An 18,072-nucleotide genomic window follows, 5' to 3' on the forward strand; every position below is an offset into this window, starting at 1 on the left:
CTCCCACGCCTTTAAGGCAGTGGGGGAGCGTGCATGGCGTCGCGGGGCAGGCGGGACTTTCGCAACAGGCCCTAGGGCCTGATCACCGCGGGTCGCGTGAACTCGCGAGGTTCTGTGTCGCCCCCCAGAGTTCGTTGAACCGCTTCAGGCAGCGGCTGACGTGTTCGGGGCGGGCGTCGAGTGTGGTCTTGGCGTTGACGTCCAGGGTGTCCTGGCCGGTCTCGTAGGAGAGCACCTCGTCGAAGACGATGAAGTCGCTCGTCGTGCCCAGTTGCACCCTGTGCGGCAGTTCCGACAGGGCGACGATGCACGCGTCGATGTTGAGGAGTTTCTGGCTCTCGCAGATCTCCTCCAGCTCGGAGTCGATGTCCTCGGGAGTGTTCACGACGAACAGCCGCCGCACCTTCACTCCCCTGCCGATCGCGTCGCTCTGTGCCTCCAGATAGCGTTTCGCGGGCTCGCTGTTCCAAAAGCCGCGGTCCACGGACGTGCTGGTGGCGACGAGGCTGCTCTGGACGCACTTGGTGAGGTCGATCATCCAGTCGTCGTTCTCCCCGAGGCAGTCGGCCCTGCGGCTGCTGAGGTCCTCCATCAGCGTCGCCAGCCTGCCGATCGCCAGGTCGGCGAACTTCTCCACCAGCGGGTTCTCCAGATGGCCCACCTTCGTGGCGCTGCGGGCGAGCTTGGTCACCCCGTCGGAGCGCAGCACCGAGCGGTCGACCTGGCTGAAGAGCTCGGTGGCCTCGCTGATGCGGGCGAAGCGGTCGTCGACCAGGTCCCTCATCGCGCCGTGGTGGGCGGCGAGGCTCTCCTTCATCTCACGGATGCGCGTGACCTGCCCCGTCTCGACCTCCGTCAGCCGGCGCTCGAAGTCGACCAGGTACTGGACGATCAGTGTGGCGCCACCGATGACGATGGAGACGGTCAGCTTCCACATCTCCCCCTGTTTCTGGTCGATCAGGTTGGTGAGGACGTACGCGAGGACGGCCACCAGTGCGGTGATGAGGATCTTCAGCAGCAGGGGCGGTACCCGCATCCCCTCCGTCCGTGCCGGGTCCGTTAAGTTCGTTCCTCGTGGCTCTGGGCTCATTTCGTTCTCTCCCCCCGTCGGGATGGTCCGAGGCGCTGTTCCGGGGCGGCTCCCGGAACGGCTTCAGCGCGACGCCGAAACGGCGCGCGGCAACGCGATGGCCTGCACGGCCAGTTGGTCCCGGACGCGCTGGACCAGGGTGTGCCACTGCCGACTGAACCCCGGCTCCCGCTCCAGCACGTCCCACAGCGGAGCCAGGCCGCGGTGCACCCGCGCTCCCGGCATCCACAGATGCAGCAGATGGTCCACGGCGGGGCGCAGCGCCCCTACGGCGGCCGGTCCGTCCGGCGAGCCGAGCCGACTGTTGTCGAGCAGTCCTACGAGGGTCGTCAGCAGCCAGTCGTGCCGTGCGAAGTCCTCGCACAGCCCCGCGACGGCGTCCGGCTGTGTGCCGTCCGGCATTCTCAGCCGCAGCGTCCGCAGCTCGTCGTCGACGACCGTGAAACGCTCGATCGAGGGCCCCTGGCCGTCCGCCGCGGGCAGGGCGGCCCAGCGCAGGCGGGTGGGACGGGACTTCATGGGTGGCTTGTTGTCGACCAGTACGTGGCGCCGCAGTCGTGAGAGCAGTTCCTCGGCGATCTGTCCGAGATCGAGTTCCCCGCGGCGGCCACCCGTCAGCACGCCCTGCGCGGTCGCTTCCCCGGGTAGTTTCCCGAAGGGTTCGAGCGTCCCGGGCCGGACGAGATAGTGGCCCCAGGGCTGCCGCTCGTCGGGCCCGGCGGCGGGGGCGCGGAAGAACGCGCCGGCCTGGAGGAGCCGGCCCTCGGTGAGTACGGCGCGGGCGGCCACCGTGCCGACGGCTCGGACCTTGGCGCCGTTGGAGGTGGGTAACCGGCAGTCCACTCCGGTGAGGGTGTCCGGTGACAGTACGTACAGGTTGGGGCGTTGCGAGACGAGGACGCGTTCGTCGGCCCGCAGCCGGAGGAGTTGTGCGGCGGCCCGGACGTCCAGGGGCCGTAAGGACGGCAGCAGACCGGTGCGTACTTCGCCGCAGGCGAGCACCGTCGGTGTCGTGTCCCTGGGGGTCCCCATGTCACTGCCCGGCGTAGAAGACGTAACTGACGCGGTCGGCGACGGAATCGGGCACCTCCATACCCTCCTGGGCGGAGCGCTCGGCCACTTGGCGTAACGCGCCCATGTGGACGTCGGTCTGGTCGAGGATGACGCGCACGGCGTGCTCGACGGGCAGGAACCGGGACGGCAGTACGGAGCAGGTGCGGTAGGCGGTGAACGCGGGTGCGGACGCGTTGAGTTGGAGCAGGGGCGCCAGCTCGTCCCAGTCGCGCGGGAACTCGCCCGCGGGGTGGGGCCGGGGAGGGAGTACGGCCTCGTCCTCGTTGCGCAGCAGTCCGAGGCGGGCCAGCTGCCAGACCGCGGCGAGGAAGGGGCAGGACCAGGTGCGGTTGCCTTCCTCGTCGTCGTCCCACAGTTCGACGTCCAGGAAGACGGAGTGGCGGCGCGCCGCGGTCTCGCGGGGCGGCTGCCAGGCCGTGGCGGTCTTCATCGCCTGCGGGGCGCGCGGGGTCGGGGTGCGTTCGCCGTTGGCGAGCCAGCCGGTCTCGCCGACGGGCGGGCGGCGCAGTCCGTAGCTGCCGGGCGGCGGTGATTCGACCAGGCGGCCCGCCACGGACTGAGCGAGGGGGATCTCGTCCGCCACGGCGCAGCCGGATTCCCGGGCCAGGTAGTCGATGACGAGCCCCGCCCGCTCGGCCTCGGCCAGCAGCACGGGCAGGACGTCGGCGGGGGTGGAGAAGCGGGTGAAGTAGTCGTCGACGAGGAAGCAGGTGCTGATCCGGGGCCGCCTGCCGCCCGCCCGGGCGGCGGCCTCGGCGCGGACCGCGTCCGCCCAGGGCCGTACCCGCTCGAAGTGCGCGCGCAGCCGCTGGGGACCGGCTTCGAAGTCCTCCATGTACAAGTGGCCCAGTTCCAGGGAGAGATGGGACAGCGGGACGGACTGGGTGCGCGGCTCGGCGGTGGTCTCCCGGAACACGGACTCCGTCATGACCGCCCCCAGTAGGTGTCGTCCGTCAGCCGTCGCGCGATCTCCTCCAGCTCTTCCAGCGTCTCCTTGCCGGCTATCTGGGTGGAGATCACGTCGTCCTCGGTGATGAGCTGCTCACGCCAGTGGAGGATCGGCTCCAGCGGTACGGTGCCCAGCACCACGCTGTCCCCGATTCCGTGCTCGGAGGCGAGCCGCCTGAGCTGCTCGTCGCGCTTTTGCATCCAGGTGGACTGGGCGGGCGAGGCGTGGGCCCACAGCGGCGACTCGGGGCCGGGCACCGCGGCCCGTACGAAGCGGATGGCCTCCCTGAGGACTGCCTCGTCGTGTCCCTTGGCCGCCCCTCCCCGCAGGATGCCGTGCGGCCCGAAGGCCAGTCCGGAGGCGGCGGTCACGTGCTGCCGGGTCCAGCGGTGGAAGACGAGCCAGCGGGCTTCGACCCCGCGCATCTCGGACCGCGCGGTCGCTTCGAGCACCATGTCCATGGCGTAGCTGCGTCCGGCGCTGAGGTCCACGATGATCACGTCGAACTCGGTGTTCAGCCGCAGCATGAGGTCGACGCAGCGCCGCAGGGTCTCCTGGTCCGTGGCGAATTCGCCGCCGCTGAGGTCGCCGGGCATCAGGACGAGCCGGCCCGAGCCGCCCGGCCTGCCGCGCAGTACGGAGTGCTGGGTGCGGGCCCAGACGTCCAGCCGGACCGGCTCACCGGCCGACCCTTCCAAGTAGGAGTGCAGGCCGTCCTGTTGGACGCCTCCCATCGCCTCCGGAACGTCGAAGACCACAGCGGCCGTCGGGGAGCCGAAGTCGAAGTCGACGTAGCAGACGTCGTCACCGGCGATCGCCCGCTGGTACGCGAGGTTGGCGCTGGTGACGGATCGGCCCGTGCCTCCCTTGTCGGAGGCGGCGAAGACGAGCACCGGTCACACCTCCTGCGCGGCGGCGTCCCTGGCCTGGGCCAGGGTGTCCAGCTCGCCGAGGACGGACAGCGTCAACGCGCAGGCGGTGCCGGGCTGTTCGTCGAGGATGCGGCGGGCGCGGCGGAGCCGGATCTCGATGCTCCGCAGCGACTTGCCGCGTTCGCTGTCGCCGGCCGTGGTGTGCTCCATCAGTTCGTAGCCGAAGAGGTGGGTGGACTCACTGAGCAACGCCTTCGCCATGACGGTGAGTTCGGGGCTGCGGATGGGCCGCTGCTCGTAGAGCTTGCGCGCGGCGACCATGCACTCGGTGACGCGTTCGGTGATGCTCCAGGACGGCTGGTCGTCGGTGGCGGGTGCGCCGGGGTAGACGGCGTGGACGTTGTCCCACAGGCCGATGCCTTCGCCGTCCTGGATACGTCGCTGCCAGAGGTGGTCGAGGATGTCCTCCGCCAGCTGGAGCAGCCGGTCGTGCGAGGTGATGTTGCGGGACAACTCGCACAGCTGGATGGTCCGTTTGAGCAGCTGCGCGGAGAAGTCGGTCATCGTCCAGTGCAGGAGCGGGCCCATGCGGTCGCTGCCTTGCAGTGGCAGGGTGACGCCCGGGTTGTGGAGTTGGACGGCGGGGTCCTCGCGGGCCATGCGGCTGGTGATACGGCCGCGTTCGGCCAGGCGTTCCATGACGGCGACCGTGCGGGTGAGGTCGTCGTCGGTGGCGCGGCGCCGCACGAGGTCGTGGACGACGATGGCCGCGACGGACAGCGAGAAGTAGTCGGACTCCAGCCGCTGTCCCGTGGTGCGCCACGGGAGGTCCTCCAGCGGCCAGCGCTCGGGGTCGAAGCGGGCGATGCCCGACCAGTACTGCTGGGTGATCTCCCAGCGCAGCCTGAGCGCGCCGGCCAGCGTCTGCTGTTCGGGGGTGAGCAGGCCGAGGGTGAGCGTGCGGTCCGAGAACAGGTCCTGGATGCCGTCGAGGGCGACCACGGTGAAGTAGAGATACGGCACGGAGTCGGCGACGCCGTCGGGCTGACCGATCTTCGCTTCGCTCTCCACGGTCGGCGCGTCCTTCACCAGGCTCCAGGCCCAGCCGCATTCGAAGAGCTGGTTGTCGTCCTGGAGCGCCTCCTCGACGTCCAGGCCCAGCGTGAGGCTCTCCGTGATCGTGGCGCGCAGCGGCTTGAAGCGGCGCTGGAACTGCTGGAGTACGGCCCGTTCGGACGACCGGCCCTGGCCGACGAGCCGGACCAGCCGCTGGCCCTGGGGGGAATCCGGGTCGAACACGTTCACGGCGAAGGACCGCAGAAGGCTGACCATCGCGGCGGTCAGCCGGACGCTGGTGGCCTCCCGAAGGCGCGCGATGGACTTCTTCATGTCCGTACGCGACGTCTTCTCCTCATAGACCTTGAGGAATCCGAGGGTGGCGAGACAGAGGGTGACAGACATGCTGAACGAGTCCACGACGCCCAGTTCCCGCTGTTCCTGGGTGACGTCCCGCTGCGGATCCAGAGTGCCGAAGTACTGGCCGCCGCCGAAGGTGGGGCTCTCGTCCGCCGCGGCGTGCATGCTCATGAACTGGGTGAGCACCGTGACGAGATTCCCGGGGATCTCCATGCGCCCGCCGGCCCGCTTGAGTGCCCTTTCCACGTCCCGCTTGGTGGTGTCCGGCTCGTCGAGGCGGAATGCGGGAATCTCGGTGGCGGGATACATGAGGCACAGCAGCCGCTCCGCGTCCGCGACGCTGCTGCTCCCTCCCTGTTCCCCCCAGTTCCACTTGCCGTTGTCGAATGAGTGTCTGGCAACGGCCTGCCAAATATCCAACAGGTGCTGACGTGGCTTGATCTGCATCCCCATGCCCCTCACACAGGTAGTGCCGCCGTCTTCCGCTTCCGCGTGGATACTTCAGTGGCGATGCCGGAATACCGGGTTCAGCCACTTGGAAAAGCCGCCGGAGAGTACCGAAGCAACGGAATTCGACTTCCGGTGACCGAGCGCCAGGATGATCCCCGTGTGTCCGGGACGCACCTCGCCGAGAGTCGAGTAGTCCACCGCTCCCGCGAACGGTTCGAGGATTTCGTCCACTTGCAACTCGTTGACATCACAGGCGGGAAAGAACCGGTCGCCGACGGAATAGCCCTTCGAACCCTCCATGAACGCGGCGGCGAAAGGGGCTCCTGGGGCGAGGGCTCTCATGAAGCATTCGACCGCCCGCCGGAACTCCTCGTGGGAACTCGACAGCGACTCGGCGACGAAGAACATGGTGCCCATCTGCCACCGCCGATACGGCCGGCTCCCGAACAGGCCCCGACGCCCCAGATCGAAAAGGTCACCCTCCCGGACCCGCACGGCACCGCTGAACCGCTCTCTGCGGACGGCGTCGATCCCGTCGTACTCCGGCTGCTCGCACAACAGCTTCCAGAACCGGTCCCACTCCGGATGGAAGTTGGGCTTCTGTTCTTTCAGGTACTCGACGTTCTTCGGTGACCGTTCGAGCAGGGTGATCTCACTGCACCAGGGAAGCATGGTCAGCGCCGGATAGAGGTTCGCCCCCGCGCCCACGTCAATACCCAGAACCGGCCGATGGGAATTCCCGCGGAAATGATCACTGAAGTGCCGGCCCACGAGCTGAACGATCTCCGCGTCAGCATCGAGCAGATACCGGTAATTGTGATCAATGTACGCATGCGGGTCGAAGGCGTCCCAAGGTGCTTCGGCGTTGAGCATGCTCCACGGTACTACGCCGGTGACATCCCGCACTCCCCTGTGCGACTCCGCAACAGAATCGGGACACCAAGGGTGTACCACAGCGAATGCATTTTTGGTCCTGAACCGCACTTGAGCAGCCCGATGCCGCCGAGGAATGCTGGGTGAACCCCTGCCGAATCCACAGATTGACAGGAAGCAAGTCGTTCGGCCCGTATTCACCCATATGAGGTCAACGCGCCTCGACTCCTCACTAGGGGGGCGGCATGCCCGCTGCACCGAAGAACGTTCCCGAGGACCGGCTCCCGCGGATGCGCAACGTGGTGGAGTCCGACCTGGAGGCCATCGCACTGCTCGACCAGCAGCTCTTCACCAGGGACGCGTACTCCTGCACCGTGCTGCGCCAGTTCTACGACCTCTACGCCAGGCACTTCCTCGTCCTCGACGACAGCCAGGGCATCCAGGGGTACGTCCTGGTCGGCACCGCGGTGGACAAGGGCAGCTGGGTGCTTGGGCTCGGCGTCACCCCGGACCGGCGCGGACGCGGCCATGGCCGGCGGCTCATGCGGGAGGTGCTGTCCTGCCTGCGCGCCGACGGCGTGCACACGGTGCGGCTGTCGGTGGCACCGGCCAATGTCCCCGCGATCGACCTGTACAGGTCTTTGGACTTCGCCCTCGAAGGGGAGCTGCACAAGGAGTACTTCGGACCGGGCGGAGACCGCTTGATCATGGTCCGTCACCTGTGACCTGGGGCCTCTTCCCGGACGCAGCCGACTGGGGCGTAAGGTCCCTCGAGGTACGCACCGTGGAGGGAGACCGTGATGGGGAGTCCGCCGGAGCTCACCCTGGGACGCCTGCTCTCCTCATGGCAACCGGACGTGCCCGCGCTGCTGCTCGTCGCCCTGCTGGCCGTGCCGTACGGCTGGGGCGTACTGCGGCTCAGGCGCCGGGGTGAACGCTGGCCCGTGCCCCGTCTCGCCGCCTTCGCGCTGCTCGGGCTCGGCGCGCTCGTCGTGGCCACGATGTCCGCCCTGGCCGTCTACGACCACGCGCTGTTCTGGCCGGCCGCGATCCAGAACGTCCTGCTGGACCTGATCGCACCCCTCGGGCTGGCCCTCGGCGATCCCCTGCGGCTGGCCGTCCGTGCCCTGCCCGAGCGCGCCGCCGGCCGCGTGCGGCGGGTGATGACCGGGCGGCTGGTGCGGCTGCTCACCTTCCCGCTGGTCAGCACGGCGCTCGTGCTCACGACCGAGCTGACCGTGTACTTCACCCCGTACTTCGAAACCGCCCTGCGCGAGGGCTGGCTGCACGACCTGATGTATCTGCACCTGCTGCTCGCCGGCTGCCTGTTCGTGGTGCCGGTGCTCACCCGGGAGGCAGCGCTGCCGAAGTGGTGCGGGCATCCGGTCAGGGCGGCGCTGGTGTTCGTCGACGGCATCATCGACGCCGTGCCGGGCATCGTGGTGATGACGCACGGCACGCTCATCGCCGGGGCCTGGTACCTGAATCATGCCCCGTCCTGGGCGCCGGACGTCCACCATGACCAACAGCTCGGCGGTGGCGCGATGATCAGCATCGCCGAACTGGTGGCGCTGCCCTTCCTCCTGGCGATCCTGGTGCAGTGGGCCCGTACCGAACGCGCCGAGACCGTCACCCTGGACCGCCGCCTGGAGGCGGAGCTGATCCCGGCGACGCCCGCGGCGGGACCGGCGCGGGGCCCGGATCTCGTACGTCCGTGGTGGGAGACCGAGAACAGCGAGGTCGCCCGGCGCGTCAGGCAACAACGTCCGGAGCGTTGACGGGTCCGCACACTCACCCACCGGCCCCCACCGAATCTCCGGATCACTTCTCTACGATGTGCGCCGACGACTGGAGGGGGACCATGGCTGTGGACTCGTACGCGGCGGATCATCGCGCGCAGCGGTGGGCGGCCCGCGCCGCACTGGCCGCGGCGGCGCTCGCCGTCCTGCTCCCCCTCGGTTACGGCGGTGTGGGCGGCGTCCTGCTGCTCGTGGCCGTACTCGCCGGTGCGGCCCTCACGGCGGCCGCCGTGTGGTGGGCGCTGACCCGCCGCGGCCCCGTCCGCTGGGCGGCGGCGCTGCTCGCGGTCGCCGCCCCCACCGCCGTCGTCGTCCTGCTCGCGACCACCCTGCTGTGGGCGCTTCCGCTGTCCCTGGTGTCGTGGGCGGTGGCCGTCGGGGCGGGTCGCTACGCCCTGCGCAGCACCCGGCAGCACACCACCGGCATGAAGGAGCGCAGGACGCCCGCGCCCCGGCGCCCGTTCATCGTCATGAACCCGCGTTCCGGCGACGGCAAGGTGGCGGCGTTCGGGCTGAAGGAGAAGGCCGAACGGCTCGGGGCGCGTGTCGTCCTGCTGGACCCGGAGCGGCACCAGGACGTCGTCGCCCTGGCCCGGTCGGCCGTCGCGGACGGCGCCGACCTGCTGGGCGTCGCGGGCGGCGACGGCACCCAGGCGCTGGTCGCGGCCGTCGCCGCGGAACACGACGTGCCGTTCCTCGTCATCAGCGCCGGCACCCGCAACCACTTCGCCATGGACCTCGGCCTGGACCGCGCCGACCCGGGCGCCTGCCTCGACGCCCTCTCCGACGGCGTCGAACTCCGGGTGGACCTCGGCTTCGCCGGAGAGCACCCGTTCGTCAACAACGCCTCCTTCGGCGCGTACGCGGCCGTCGTCCAGGATCCCGCCTACCGCGGCGACAAGATCGGCACCACCTGGGGACTGCTGCCCGACCTGCTCACCCGCCAGCGCGGACCCGAACTCACCGCCCGCACCGCGGACACGACCCTCACCGCCCCGCAGGCGGTGCTGGTCAGCAACAACCCCTACCTCACGGCCGATCCGACCGGTCTCGGCCGCCGCGAGCGACTCGACTCCGGGCTGCTCGGCGTCCTGGGCGTCAGGGTGGACAGCGCGGCCGAGGCGGCCGGACTCCTGCTGGACCCGGAGCCGGACGGCCTCGCCGTCCTCACCGCCCGCGAGGTGACCGTGGACGCCGACAGCACGGAGATCGAGGTCGGCCTCGACGGTGAGGCCGCGCTCCTCCCCGCCCCGGTCCACTGCCGCATCGCCCCCGCCGCCCTGCGCGTCCGCGTCCCCCGCGACCGCCCCGGCGTGCCGGAGGCCCCGCCCCGCCTGGACTGGCGTCGGCTGCGCAAGCTGGCGGCGTCGGTGGGCCGTACGGCGGCGCCCGGACGTGCGCGGGCGTCGTGAGTCGTGAGTGCAGGCGGAGGCCTTCCCTCACGCCCTCACGAAAGTCCGGGCGTTCGCCACGAAAGTCCGGGCGTTCGCCGCGCCGCTACATGTTGATCATGTGGCCTGCGAGGCCGTGGACGGCCTCCTTGACCGCTTCGCCCAGGGTGGGGTGGGCGTGGACGTTGCGGGCGACCTCGTGGACCGTGAGGTCCCACTGCTGGGCCAGGGTCAGCTCGGGGAGCAGTTCGGTGACGTCCGGGCCGATGAGGTGGCCGCCGAGGAGCTCGCCGTACTTGGCGTCGCTGATCAGCTTCACGAAGCCACTCGCGTCGCCCAGGCCGTGGGCCTTGGCGTTCGCGGTGAACGGGAACTTGGCGACCTGGACGTCGAAGCCCTTCTCCCGCGCCTGCGCCTCGGTGTAGCCGAAGCTGGCGATCTGCGGCTGGCAGAAGGTGGCGCGCGGGATCATCACGTAGTCCAGTTCCATGGTCTCCGCGTCCGCGATCGTCTCGGCGGCGACCACGCCCATCGCCTCGGCGGCGTGCGCGAGCATCAGCTTCGCGGTGACGTCGCCGATGGCGTAGATGTGCGGGACGGAGGTACGGCAGCGGCCGTCGACGTCGATCGCGCCGCGCTCGGTGACACGCACGCCGGCGTTCTCCAGGCCGTAGCCGGTGACGTTCGGCGCGAAGCCGATCGCCTGAAGCACCTTGTCGGTCTCCAGGACCTGCTGCGCGCCGTCCTTGCCGGTGACGGTGACGCGGACCTGCGGACCGGACTCGTCGATCGACTCGACACGGGTCGAGGTGAGGACGTCGATGCCCAGCCTCCGGTACTGCTTGGCCAGCTCGGCGGAGACCTCGGCGTCCTCCAGCGGGGCGACGCGGTCCAGGAACTCGACGACGGTGACCTTCACGCCGTAGTTGTGCAGGACGTAGGCGAACTCGACACCGATGGCCCCGGCGCCGGCGATCACGATGGACTGCGGCAGGTCCTCGGCGAGGATCTGCTCCTCGAACGTCACCACGCGGGAGGTGCGGCGGGTGCCGGGCAGCAGCTTGGGAGTCGCTCCGGTGGCGATGACGCAGTGGTCGAAGCCGATGGTGCGGGTGTTGCCGTCGTAGTCGGCCACCTGGAGCGTGTGCGGGTCGAGGAACGTGCCGCGACCGCTGATCTCCGTGATCTTGTTCTTCTTCATCAGGTAGTGGACGCCCTTGACCCGGCCGTCGGCGACCTTCCGGCTGCGGCGGAAGGCCTCCCCGTAGTCGAAGGAGACGTCACCGTCGACCTTGATGCCGAAGGTCTTCGCCTCGCGCGTGAAGATGTGCGCGAGCTCGGCGTTGCGCAGCAGGGCCTTGGTGGGGATGCAGCCCACGTTCAGACAGACGCCGCCCCAGTACTTCTCCTCGACGACCACGACGCGTTTGCCCAGTTGGGCGGCCCGGATGGCGGCTACGTATCCGCCGGGGCCCGCGCCGAGTACGACGACGTCGAAGCGCTCACCCTGCTCGTCCATGGACGGCTTCCTTTCCTCGATCGAACAACTGGGAGGCGGCCACGTGGTCCATCACCCAGGCCACAGTCTCCCGGATGTCCGCTTCAGCACCCCGGTGCCCTGATCTATGCCCGCGCGGCGATCATCGACGGCGGGCATGATTGCGGGAGGCTCGTCGGCCGGTCCCGCCGCGGTCCGGCCCCCGAAGCGGTAGAGCACCGATGCCACGAAGGAGTGCGCGATGGGAACGTACGAAGATGTCTTCCGCGCCAGTACCGAGGACCCGGAGAGCTTCTGGCTGAGAGCGGCAGAGGCCATCGACTGGGACGTCACTCCGCAACACGCCCTGGACTCCTCGGGCGCGCCCTTCTACCGCTGGTTTCCCGACGGACGGCTCAACGTCTGTTTCAACGCGCTCGACCGGCACGTCGAAGCCGGCCGCGGCGACCAGCCCGCCCTCATCTACGACTCCCCCGTCACCGGCACCCGCCGCACCTACACCTACGCCCAGCTGACGGACGAGGTGGCGGCCTTCGCCGGAGCACTCGCCCAGCTCGGCGTGGGGCACGGCGACCGCGTGGTCATCTACATGCCCATGGTCCCCGAGGCCGCCATCGCGATGCTGGCCTGCGCACGCATCGGCGCGGTCCACTCGGTCGTCTTCGGCGGGTTCGCCCCGCGCGAGCTCGCCCTCCGCATCGACGACGCCGCCCCCAAGGTGATCGTCTCCACCTCCTGCGGCATCGAGGGCAAGCGGGTCATCGCCTACAAGCCCCTGCTCGAGCGGGCCATCGAACTCGCCGCCCACAAGCCGGAGAAGAGCGTGATCCTGCAACGCCCGCAGGAGCAGGCCCAGTTGGGGCCGGACGATCTGGACTGGGCCGAGCTGGCCGCCGCAGCGGCGCCGGCCGACTGCGTTCCTGTGGCCGCCACCGATCCCCTCTACATCCTCTACACGTCCGGAACGACCGGTAAGCCCAAGGGAGTCGTGCGGGACTGCGGCGGCTACGCGGTCGCCCTGCACTGGTCGATGGGCGCCGTCTACGACGTGGGCCCGGACGAGACCATGTTCACCGGCTCCGACGTCGGCTGGGTCGTCGGACACTCCTACATCGTCTACGCGCCCCTGCTGGCCGGCGCCACCACCGTCCTGTACGAGGGCAAGCCGGTCGGCACCCCGGACGCGGCCCAGTTCTGGCGGGTTGCCGCCGAGTACCGGGTCAAGACCATGTTCACCGCGCCCACCGCCTTCCGGGCGATCAGGAAGGAGGACCCCAAGGGCGCCCTGACCGCCGGCCACGACCTCTCCCACCTGCGCTACCTCTTCCTCGCCGGCGAACGCCTCGACCCCGAGACCTACCACTGGGCCAGCACCCTGCTGGGCATCCCGGTGATCGACCACTGGTGGCAGACCGAGACCGGCTGGCCCATCGTCGCCAACCCCGTCGGCATCGAAGCCGCACCCCTCAAACCCGGCTCCCCCACCCGCCCCCTGCCCGGCTGGGACGTCCGCGTCCTGGACCCCTCCGGCCAGCCGGCACCCGCCGGCGTCGACGGCGCCATCGTGGTGAAACTCCCCCTGCCGCCCGGCGCACTGCCCACCCTCTGGAACGACGACGACCGCTACCTCGCCTCCTACCTCTCCGCCTACGACGGCTACTACCTCACCGGCGACAGCGGCCACATCGACACCGACGGCTACGTCTTCGTCATGGGCCGCACCGACGACGTCATCAACGTCGCCGGACACCGGCTGTCCACCGGCAGCATGGAAGAGGCCCTGGCCGCCCACCCCGACGTCGCCGAATGCGCCGTCATCGGCGTCGCCGACGACCTCAAGGGACAGATCCCGCGCGGCTTCGTCGTCCTGAAAGCAGGCGTGGACCGCGAATCGAGCGAGGTCGAGGCCGAACTCGTCCAACTCGTACGGGACCGCATCGGCGCCGTCGCCTCCCTCAAAGACGTCACCGTCGTCACCGCCCTGCCCAAAACCCGCTCCGGAAAGATCCTGCGCAAGACCATGCGCGGCATCGCCGACGGCCACGACGAACCCATCCCCTCCACCGTGGACGACCCCGACGTCATCGAAACACTGCGCCCCGTCCTCCGCCGCACCGATCACACCCCGTGAACGGCCGGCTCACGGCCTGACCGGCGGTGGGCGAGCGCGTCCACGCTGTGGGCACGCGGTGGGCGAGCGCGTCCACGCGGTGGGCACGCGGTGGGCGCGCGGTAGGTACGCGGTAGGCACGCGGTAGGTATCGCCGATGGCGGAGCCCGGGAGTCGTATCCAGCTCCCGGGCCCCTGGGGATGCCACCCAATTGCGCACGCCGGTGGCGTTTAAGAGGACGGATCAGTCATCAGGCCCTCGTGTTCTGCCCTTGAACTACCGCAGCACGACAGAGCTGCAGGCGAGAGTCGAACTCGCATCCGACGGCGCTCGTCCGTCCTCGGTCGATCCGGCGATCGGCGGCGATGCTGAAGCTGGAGCGAGAGTCTGAGTTTGATCACGGTTTGCCTCTGCCGGTTGGGCTACCCCGGCGCGTGGAGCCGGGGGAAGGACTCGAACCTTCACTGTGACCGTGTCTTCAGGCTGAACCTCAGTTTCAGCTTGCGCTCATCGCACGAACCGGTCCTCAATCCGGCCCGTGCCTGTTGCGCACCCCCGCGCTCGCACGCGGGGGCGATCTGGGATGCTACCCGCGCCCGGCGTCAGCCGAACAGGTAGCCGAACACCGCATCGCCGACACGCTGGTCGGTGACCTCGACGCCGTTGGCCTCCTCGCGGGCGAACTTCACCGCCTGCTGGAGCTTCTCGACCCGCTCCACGAGCTCGTTCACCCGCCGCGCCGGGAGCGCTCCGGAGAACTTGACCGTCGTCCAGTACCCGATGGGCACGTCCTCGTAGTACACCTCGACCTGCGCCGGGTGCTTGTCGGTCGCCTCGGCCTTGACGTGATTGCGCGGGACCTTCTTCGTACGGATCGTGCGGACCGCGTCCGTCTTCCACCAGTCCGTCGACGGGTCGAGGGCCCAGGACTCGGCGGCGTCGAGCACGGGCAGCTTCTTCACGAAGGTATGCAGGTCCGTGAGCTGCTTCTCCAGGAACAGCAGATAGCTGACCGGAACGTCCGAGACGATCGTCCGCCCGTCGACGATGACGTCCGCTCGGGCGGAGCAGTTGGCCCAGTCCTTGGTGGCGGTCACGTCGAACAACCGGGTCAGCGACGCGGACATCTCGCGCAGCACGTCCTCGGCCTTGATCTGCACCCGCGTGGACTCGGGCGGCAGCTGCTCGCCCTCCTCGTCCTTCGGCTGGTACGTACGCGAGATGCCGGCCAGCAGAGCCGGCTTCTGCACCTTGTGGTGAGCCGTGTTGATGTCCTGCAGCGACTTGCTCTTGACACCCTTTTCCACGGCGATGATCTGGTTGAGCTTCGCCACTTGGTCCCCCTTCGAACAGCGGAAAACCTACCTCACCGCAGGCTCTTGGGGCTCATGGATTTCTCCCGCCCCACGGGGTGGCCGTCGCCGGGGACGGTGACACACATCGCATGCACGTATCTCGCACATCGCGGGCACATACGGGTCGCCGGGTTGGCCGGAAGCAGTCGTAGTGCCGTGGTCAATATGCGGAACTGACTGAGCCGCCTTGAGGGTTGAGGGATCGTCAAGTGATCACCTACGGACATAAACGGTCGTCAAGGACGTGCGACACGTGGCGTATCCGCTACCACGCCCCGCCGACGGAACGGCAGGTTCACGACGAAGTGGAATCCTGAGCGGACTGTTCGGTCAGTCGGATTTCGGCGCGCGACAGGATGACTAGCATGAGCCGGTATCCGGTCCGGATGATCGCCGTCCTCGCGGCGGTCTCTGTCTGACTGCGACCGCGGCCTGGCTACGACCGTGACCTGACTACGACCGCGACATGTCGGTCGATCCATTGCTCCCGTACCGAAGGACCGAGGACCGCTGAATGTCAGTGCCTTCACCACTCAGTCAGCACCGGTCGGCGAGGGGGCTCCGCGCCTCGTCGGCCGTACCCCTGGCCGTACTGGTGGTGAGCGCCGCGGCCGCCGGCGCGGTGGCCGCGGCGGCGCCCGAGGCCGCCCGCGCCTGGACGGTGACGGCGGTTCTGGTCGCCTGGCTCTGTATGGCGGTCACCGTCGTCGTCAGCGCCGTGCTGGTCCGGCGTTCCCGCCGGTCCACCGCGGCGCGGGACGCCGAAGTCGGCCAGCTCAGGGCACAGTTGGCGCAGTTGGTCGCGGAGTCCGCGCATCTGGGGAACGTGACACTGCCCTTGGTCGCGAAACGTCTGCGGGACGCGGCTAGCGCGCATGACGCCCTGACGAGCGTGCCGATACCGTCCGATCCGCAACTGCGCCTGATCCTGGAGACCTTCGCCTCCGTGGTGGAACAGGACGTGCGGCATGCCGCGGCCCTGGACACCGAACGGCAGCAGGCGCAGCGCGAACTGGCCGAGGGCGCCGTCGAACTGGAACGGCTGACGCGGGAGACCCTGCCCACCGCGGTCTCGAGGCTGCGGGAAGGCAACTCGGCCGACACCGTGCTCGCGGAGCTTCAGTGGCCGCGGTCCCGCCTGCTGAGTGCCCCCGGCGAATCGTTCTTGCGTGAACTCGCCCAAAGCGAACGACGGGCCGCCGCCGCGCAGGCCGCCTCGGCCAAGGCACTGAGCCGGGTCCAGGCCAAGGCCGTCAGCATGCTCGCCGACCTGCGGGAGATGCAGGAGCGGCACGGCGAGGAGGTCTTCGGCGACCTGCTGAGGCTGGATCACAGCACCTCGCAGCTGGGCCTCATGACCGACCGGCTGGCCCTGCTCATGGGCGGCCGGGCCAGCCGCGCCTGGAACAAGCCGATCGTGATGGAGAGCATCCTGCGCGGCGCGGTCGGCCGGATCGCCGCGTACCGGCGCGTACGACTGCACTGCTCGACGAGCGCCGCGATCTCCGGCTTCGCCGCGGAAGGCGTCATGCACCTGCTCGCCGAGCTGACGGACAACGCCGCGAACTTCTCGCCGCCGATCGACGAGGTCCATGTGTACGTCGAGGAGCGCAGCGCCGGGATCGTCGTCACGATCGAGGACAGCGGCCTGAAGATGGCCGACGCGGCCATGCGGCGCGCCGAGGAGGCGGTTGCGGGGCGGATGACGGACCTCGCCTCGCTGCAGGGCACGCGGCTCGGCCTGGCCGTGGTCGGGCGGCTGGCCGTCAAGTACGGCATCAGCGTCAACTACCGGCCGTCGTCGCGCGGCGGCACCGGCGTCGTCGTACTGCTGCCCCCGCAACTGCTCGCCCAGCAGCGTGACCCCGCACCGCGGGAGAGCGCGCGCCGTTCGCCGGGCGCGGTGCCCGCGCCCGGGGGGCCCACCCGCACGACGGACTCCACGCCGGGGCATGCCCGCACCGCAGACGCCGCGTTCGGGACGGCGCGTTCTACAGACCCTGGGCCGGGGCACGTCCGCACCGCAGACGCCGCGTTCGGGGCCGCGCGTACTGCAGACGCCGCGGCCGAGACCCCGCACACCACAGATCCTGCGTTCGGGACCGCGCGTACTACAGACGGCGCGGCCGAGACCCCGCACACCACAGATCCTGCGTTCGGGACCGCGCGTACTACAGACGGCGCGGCCGAGACCCCGCACACCACAGACCCCGCATCCGAGACCCCGCGCACCACAGACCCTGCGTTCGGGACCGCCCACACCGCAGACCCTGCGCCGGGGCACGCCCACACCACAGACCCCACGCTCGGGACCGCCCGCACCACAGACGGCGCAGCCGAGACCCCGCACACCACAGACCCCGCATCCGAGACCGCCCGCACCACAGACCCTGCGCCGGGGCACGCCGACACCACAGACCCCACGCTCGGGACCGCCCGCACCACAGACGGCACGGCCGAGACCCCGCACACCACAGACCCCGCATCCGGGACCACCCGCACCACAGACCCTGCGCCCGAGACCCCGCACACCACACACCCCACGCCGAGGCACGCCCACACCACAGACCCCACGCCCGGGACCGCCCACACCACAGACGGCACGCCGGGACCCGCCCACTCGGACCCCATGCCGGGCCCCGCCCACTCGGACCCCATGCCGGCGCCTGCCTTCACCGCAGACCCCACGCCGGCACCCGCCCACACCACGCGGCCCGACGCCACGGCATGGCCCGATGCCATGGCGCGGCCCCACGCGGAGGCGGAACGCCCCGAGCAGTCCGCTCACCACCGTTCCGCGGGCTCCACCCCGAACGGTCTGCCCGTCCGCGCGCCCGGCCGCACCATGGCGGAGGCCGAACGCGAACGTCGGCAGCGCAGGGCGGCGGCCGACGCCGCCTCGCAGGACGAGGGCCGGGCGGGAGGCCGTTCGGCGGCGCGCGACGCGGGTGCACGCTTCGGTGCCTTCCATCGCGGACGCCTGTCCGGCAGCGGCGCCACCGGGCCCGGGGCCCCAGCGGGACCCGAGGGTGGCCGCCTCGACTCCGAGGCCCCCCGCGGACCCGAGGTCCGCCCCGCCTCCGAGCCCTCTCGCGGACCCGAGGTCCGCCCCGCCTCCGAGACCCGCCCCGCCTCCGAACCGCCGTCCACCCCGTAGACCACAGTCCATGCCCTTCCCGTACGGCGCCCGGGGC

The 18,072-nt window shown here is 70.0% G+C and carries 13 protein-coding genes; 5 read left to right on the top strand and 8 right to left on the bottom strand.

Annotation, left to right across the window (positions count from 1 at the left end; all coding sequences use genetic code 11):
- Positions 1–82 precede the first annotated feature (82 nt).
- The 6 genes from Q4V64_RS14085 to Q4V64_RS14110 all read right to left on the bottom strand — a co-directional run bounded on the left by Q4V64_RS14085 (position 83) and on the right by Q4V64_RS14110 (position 6,724).
- Positions 83–1,036 (bottom strand): hypothetical protein, encoded by a 954-nt coding sequence (locus Q4V64_RS14085; protein WP_124442798.1) that lies wholly within the window; start codon positions 1,034–1,036, stop codon positions 83–85.
- A gap of 117 nt (positions 1,037–1,153) precedes the next feature.
- Positions 1,154–2,122, bottom strand: coding sequence for an SCO2521 family protein (locus Q4V64_RS14090; RefSeq protein WP_124442799.1), 969 nt, complete (start codon positions 2,120–2,122; stop codon positions 1,154–1,156).
- Between the two features lies 1 nt (position 2,123).
- A complete protein-coding gene (locus Q4V64_RS14095) occupies positions 2,124–3,092 on the bottom strand; it encodes an SCO2522 family protein (protein ID WP_124442800.1) in 969 nt (322 codons plus the stop codon).
- A complete protein-coding gene (locus tag Q4V64_RS14100) occupies positions 3,089–4,006 on the bottom strand; it encodes an SCO2523 family variant P-loop protein (protein ID WP_124442801.1) in 918 nt (305 codons plus the stop codon). Before Q4V64_RS14100 ends, Q4V64_RS14095 begins: the two co-directional genes overlap by 4 nt.
- 3 nt (positions 4,007–4,009) lie before the next feature.
- Positions 4,010–5,848: an SCO2524 family protein gene (locus Q4V64_RS14105; RefSeq protein WP_124442802.1), complete on the bottom strand. Its 1,839-nt coding sequence runs from the start codon at positions 5,846–5,848 to the stop codon at positions 4,010–4,012.
- Between the two features lie 54 nt (positions 5,849–5,902).
- On the bottom strand, positions 5,903–6,724 hold the full coding sequence (locus Q4V64_RS14110) for an SCO2525 family SAM-dependent methyltransferase (RefSeq protein ID WP_124442803.1): 822 nt from the start codon (positions 6,722–6,724) through the stop codon (positions 5,903–5,905).
- A 245-nt stretch (positions 6,725–6,969) separates the two neighbouring features.
- Here Q4V64_RS14110 and Q4V64_RS14115 point away from each other — a divergent pair, with 245 nt between their 5' ends.
- The 3 genes from Q4V64_RS14115 to Q4V64_RS14125 all read left to right on the top strand — a co-directional run bounded on the left by Q4V64_RS14115 (position 6,970) and on the right by Q4V64_RS14125 (position 9,935).
- The gene (locus tag Q4V64_RS14115; protein WP_253267223.1) at positions 6,970–7,449 is read left to right on the top strand and encodes a GNAT family N-acetyltransferase; all 480 of its coding nucleotides are present in this window, start codon (positions 6,970–6,972) and stop codon (positions 7,447–7,449) included.
- Between the two features lie 75 nt (positions 7,450–7,524).
- Positions 7,525–8,502, top strand: a complete 978-nt coding sequence (locus Q4V64_RS14120) for a cytochrome c oxidase assembly protein (RefSeq protein WP_124442804.1) — start codon at positions 7,525–7,527, stop codon at positions 8,500–8,502.
- A gap of 83 nt (positions 8,503–8,585) precedes the next feature.
- The gene (locus tag Q4V64_RS14125; RefSeq protein ID WP_124442805.1) at positions 8,586–9,935 is read left to right on the top strand and encodes a diacylglycerol kinase family protein; all 1,350 of its coding nucleotides are present in this window, start codon (positions 8,586–8,588) and stop codon (positions 9,933–9,935) included.
- An 85-nt stretch (positions 9,936–10,020) separates the two neighbouring features.
- On the opposite strand, the gene lpdA is transcribed toward Q4V64_RS14125, so the two are convergent.
- Entirely contained in the window at positions 10,021–11,433 is a 1,413-nt protein-coding gene (gene lpdA, locus Q4V64_RS14130; protein ID WP_124442806.1) for a dihydrolipoyl dehydrogenase, read from the bottom strand.
- Between the two features lie 220 nt (positions 11,434–11,653).
- On the opposite strand from lpdA, the gene Q4V64_RS14135 reads away from it, so the two are divergent.
- On the top strand, positions 11,654–13,543 hold the full coding sequence (locus Q4V64_RS14135) for a propionyl-CoA synthetase (protein WP_124442807.1): 1,890 nt from the start codon (positions 11,654–11,656) through the stop codon (positions 13,541–13,543).
- Between the two features lie 582 nt (positions 13,544–14,125).
- On the opposite strand, the gene Q4V64_RS14140 is transcribed toward Q4V64_RS14135, so the two are convergent.
- Entirely contained in the window at positions 14,126–14,857 is a 732-nt protein-coding gene (locus Q4V64_RS14140; RefSeq protein ID WP_124442808.1) for a hypothetical protein, read from the bottom strand.
- Between the two features lie 535 nt (positions 14,858–15,392).
- On the opposite strand from Q4V64_RS14140, the gene Q4V64_RS14145 reads away from it, so the two are divergent.
- Complete coding sequence (locus Q4V64_RS14145) at positions 15,393–18,035, top strand: ATP-binding protein (RefSeq protein WP_303709963.1); 2,643 nt, start codon at positions 15,393–15,395, stop codon at positions 18,033–18,035.
- Positions 18,036–18,072 lie beyond the last annotated feature (37 nt).

Source organism: Streptomyces sp. NL15-2K (assembly GCF_030551255.1).
In the GTDB taxonomy this organism is placed as follows: domain Bacteria; phylum Actinomycetota; class Actinomycetes; order Streptomycetales; family Streptomycetaceae; genus Streptomyces.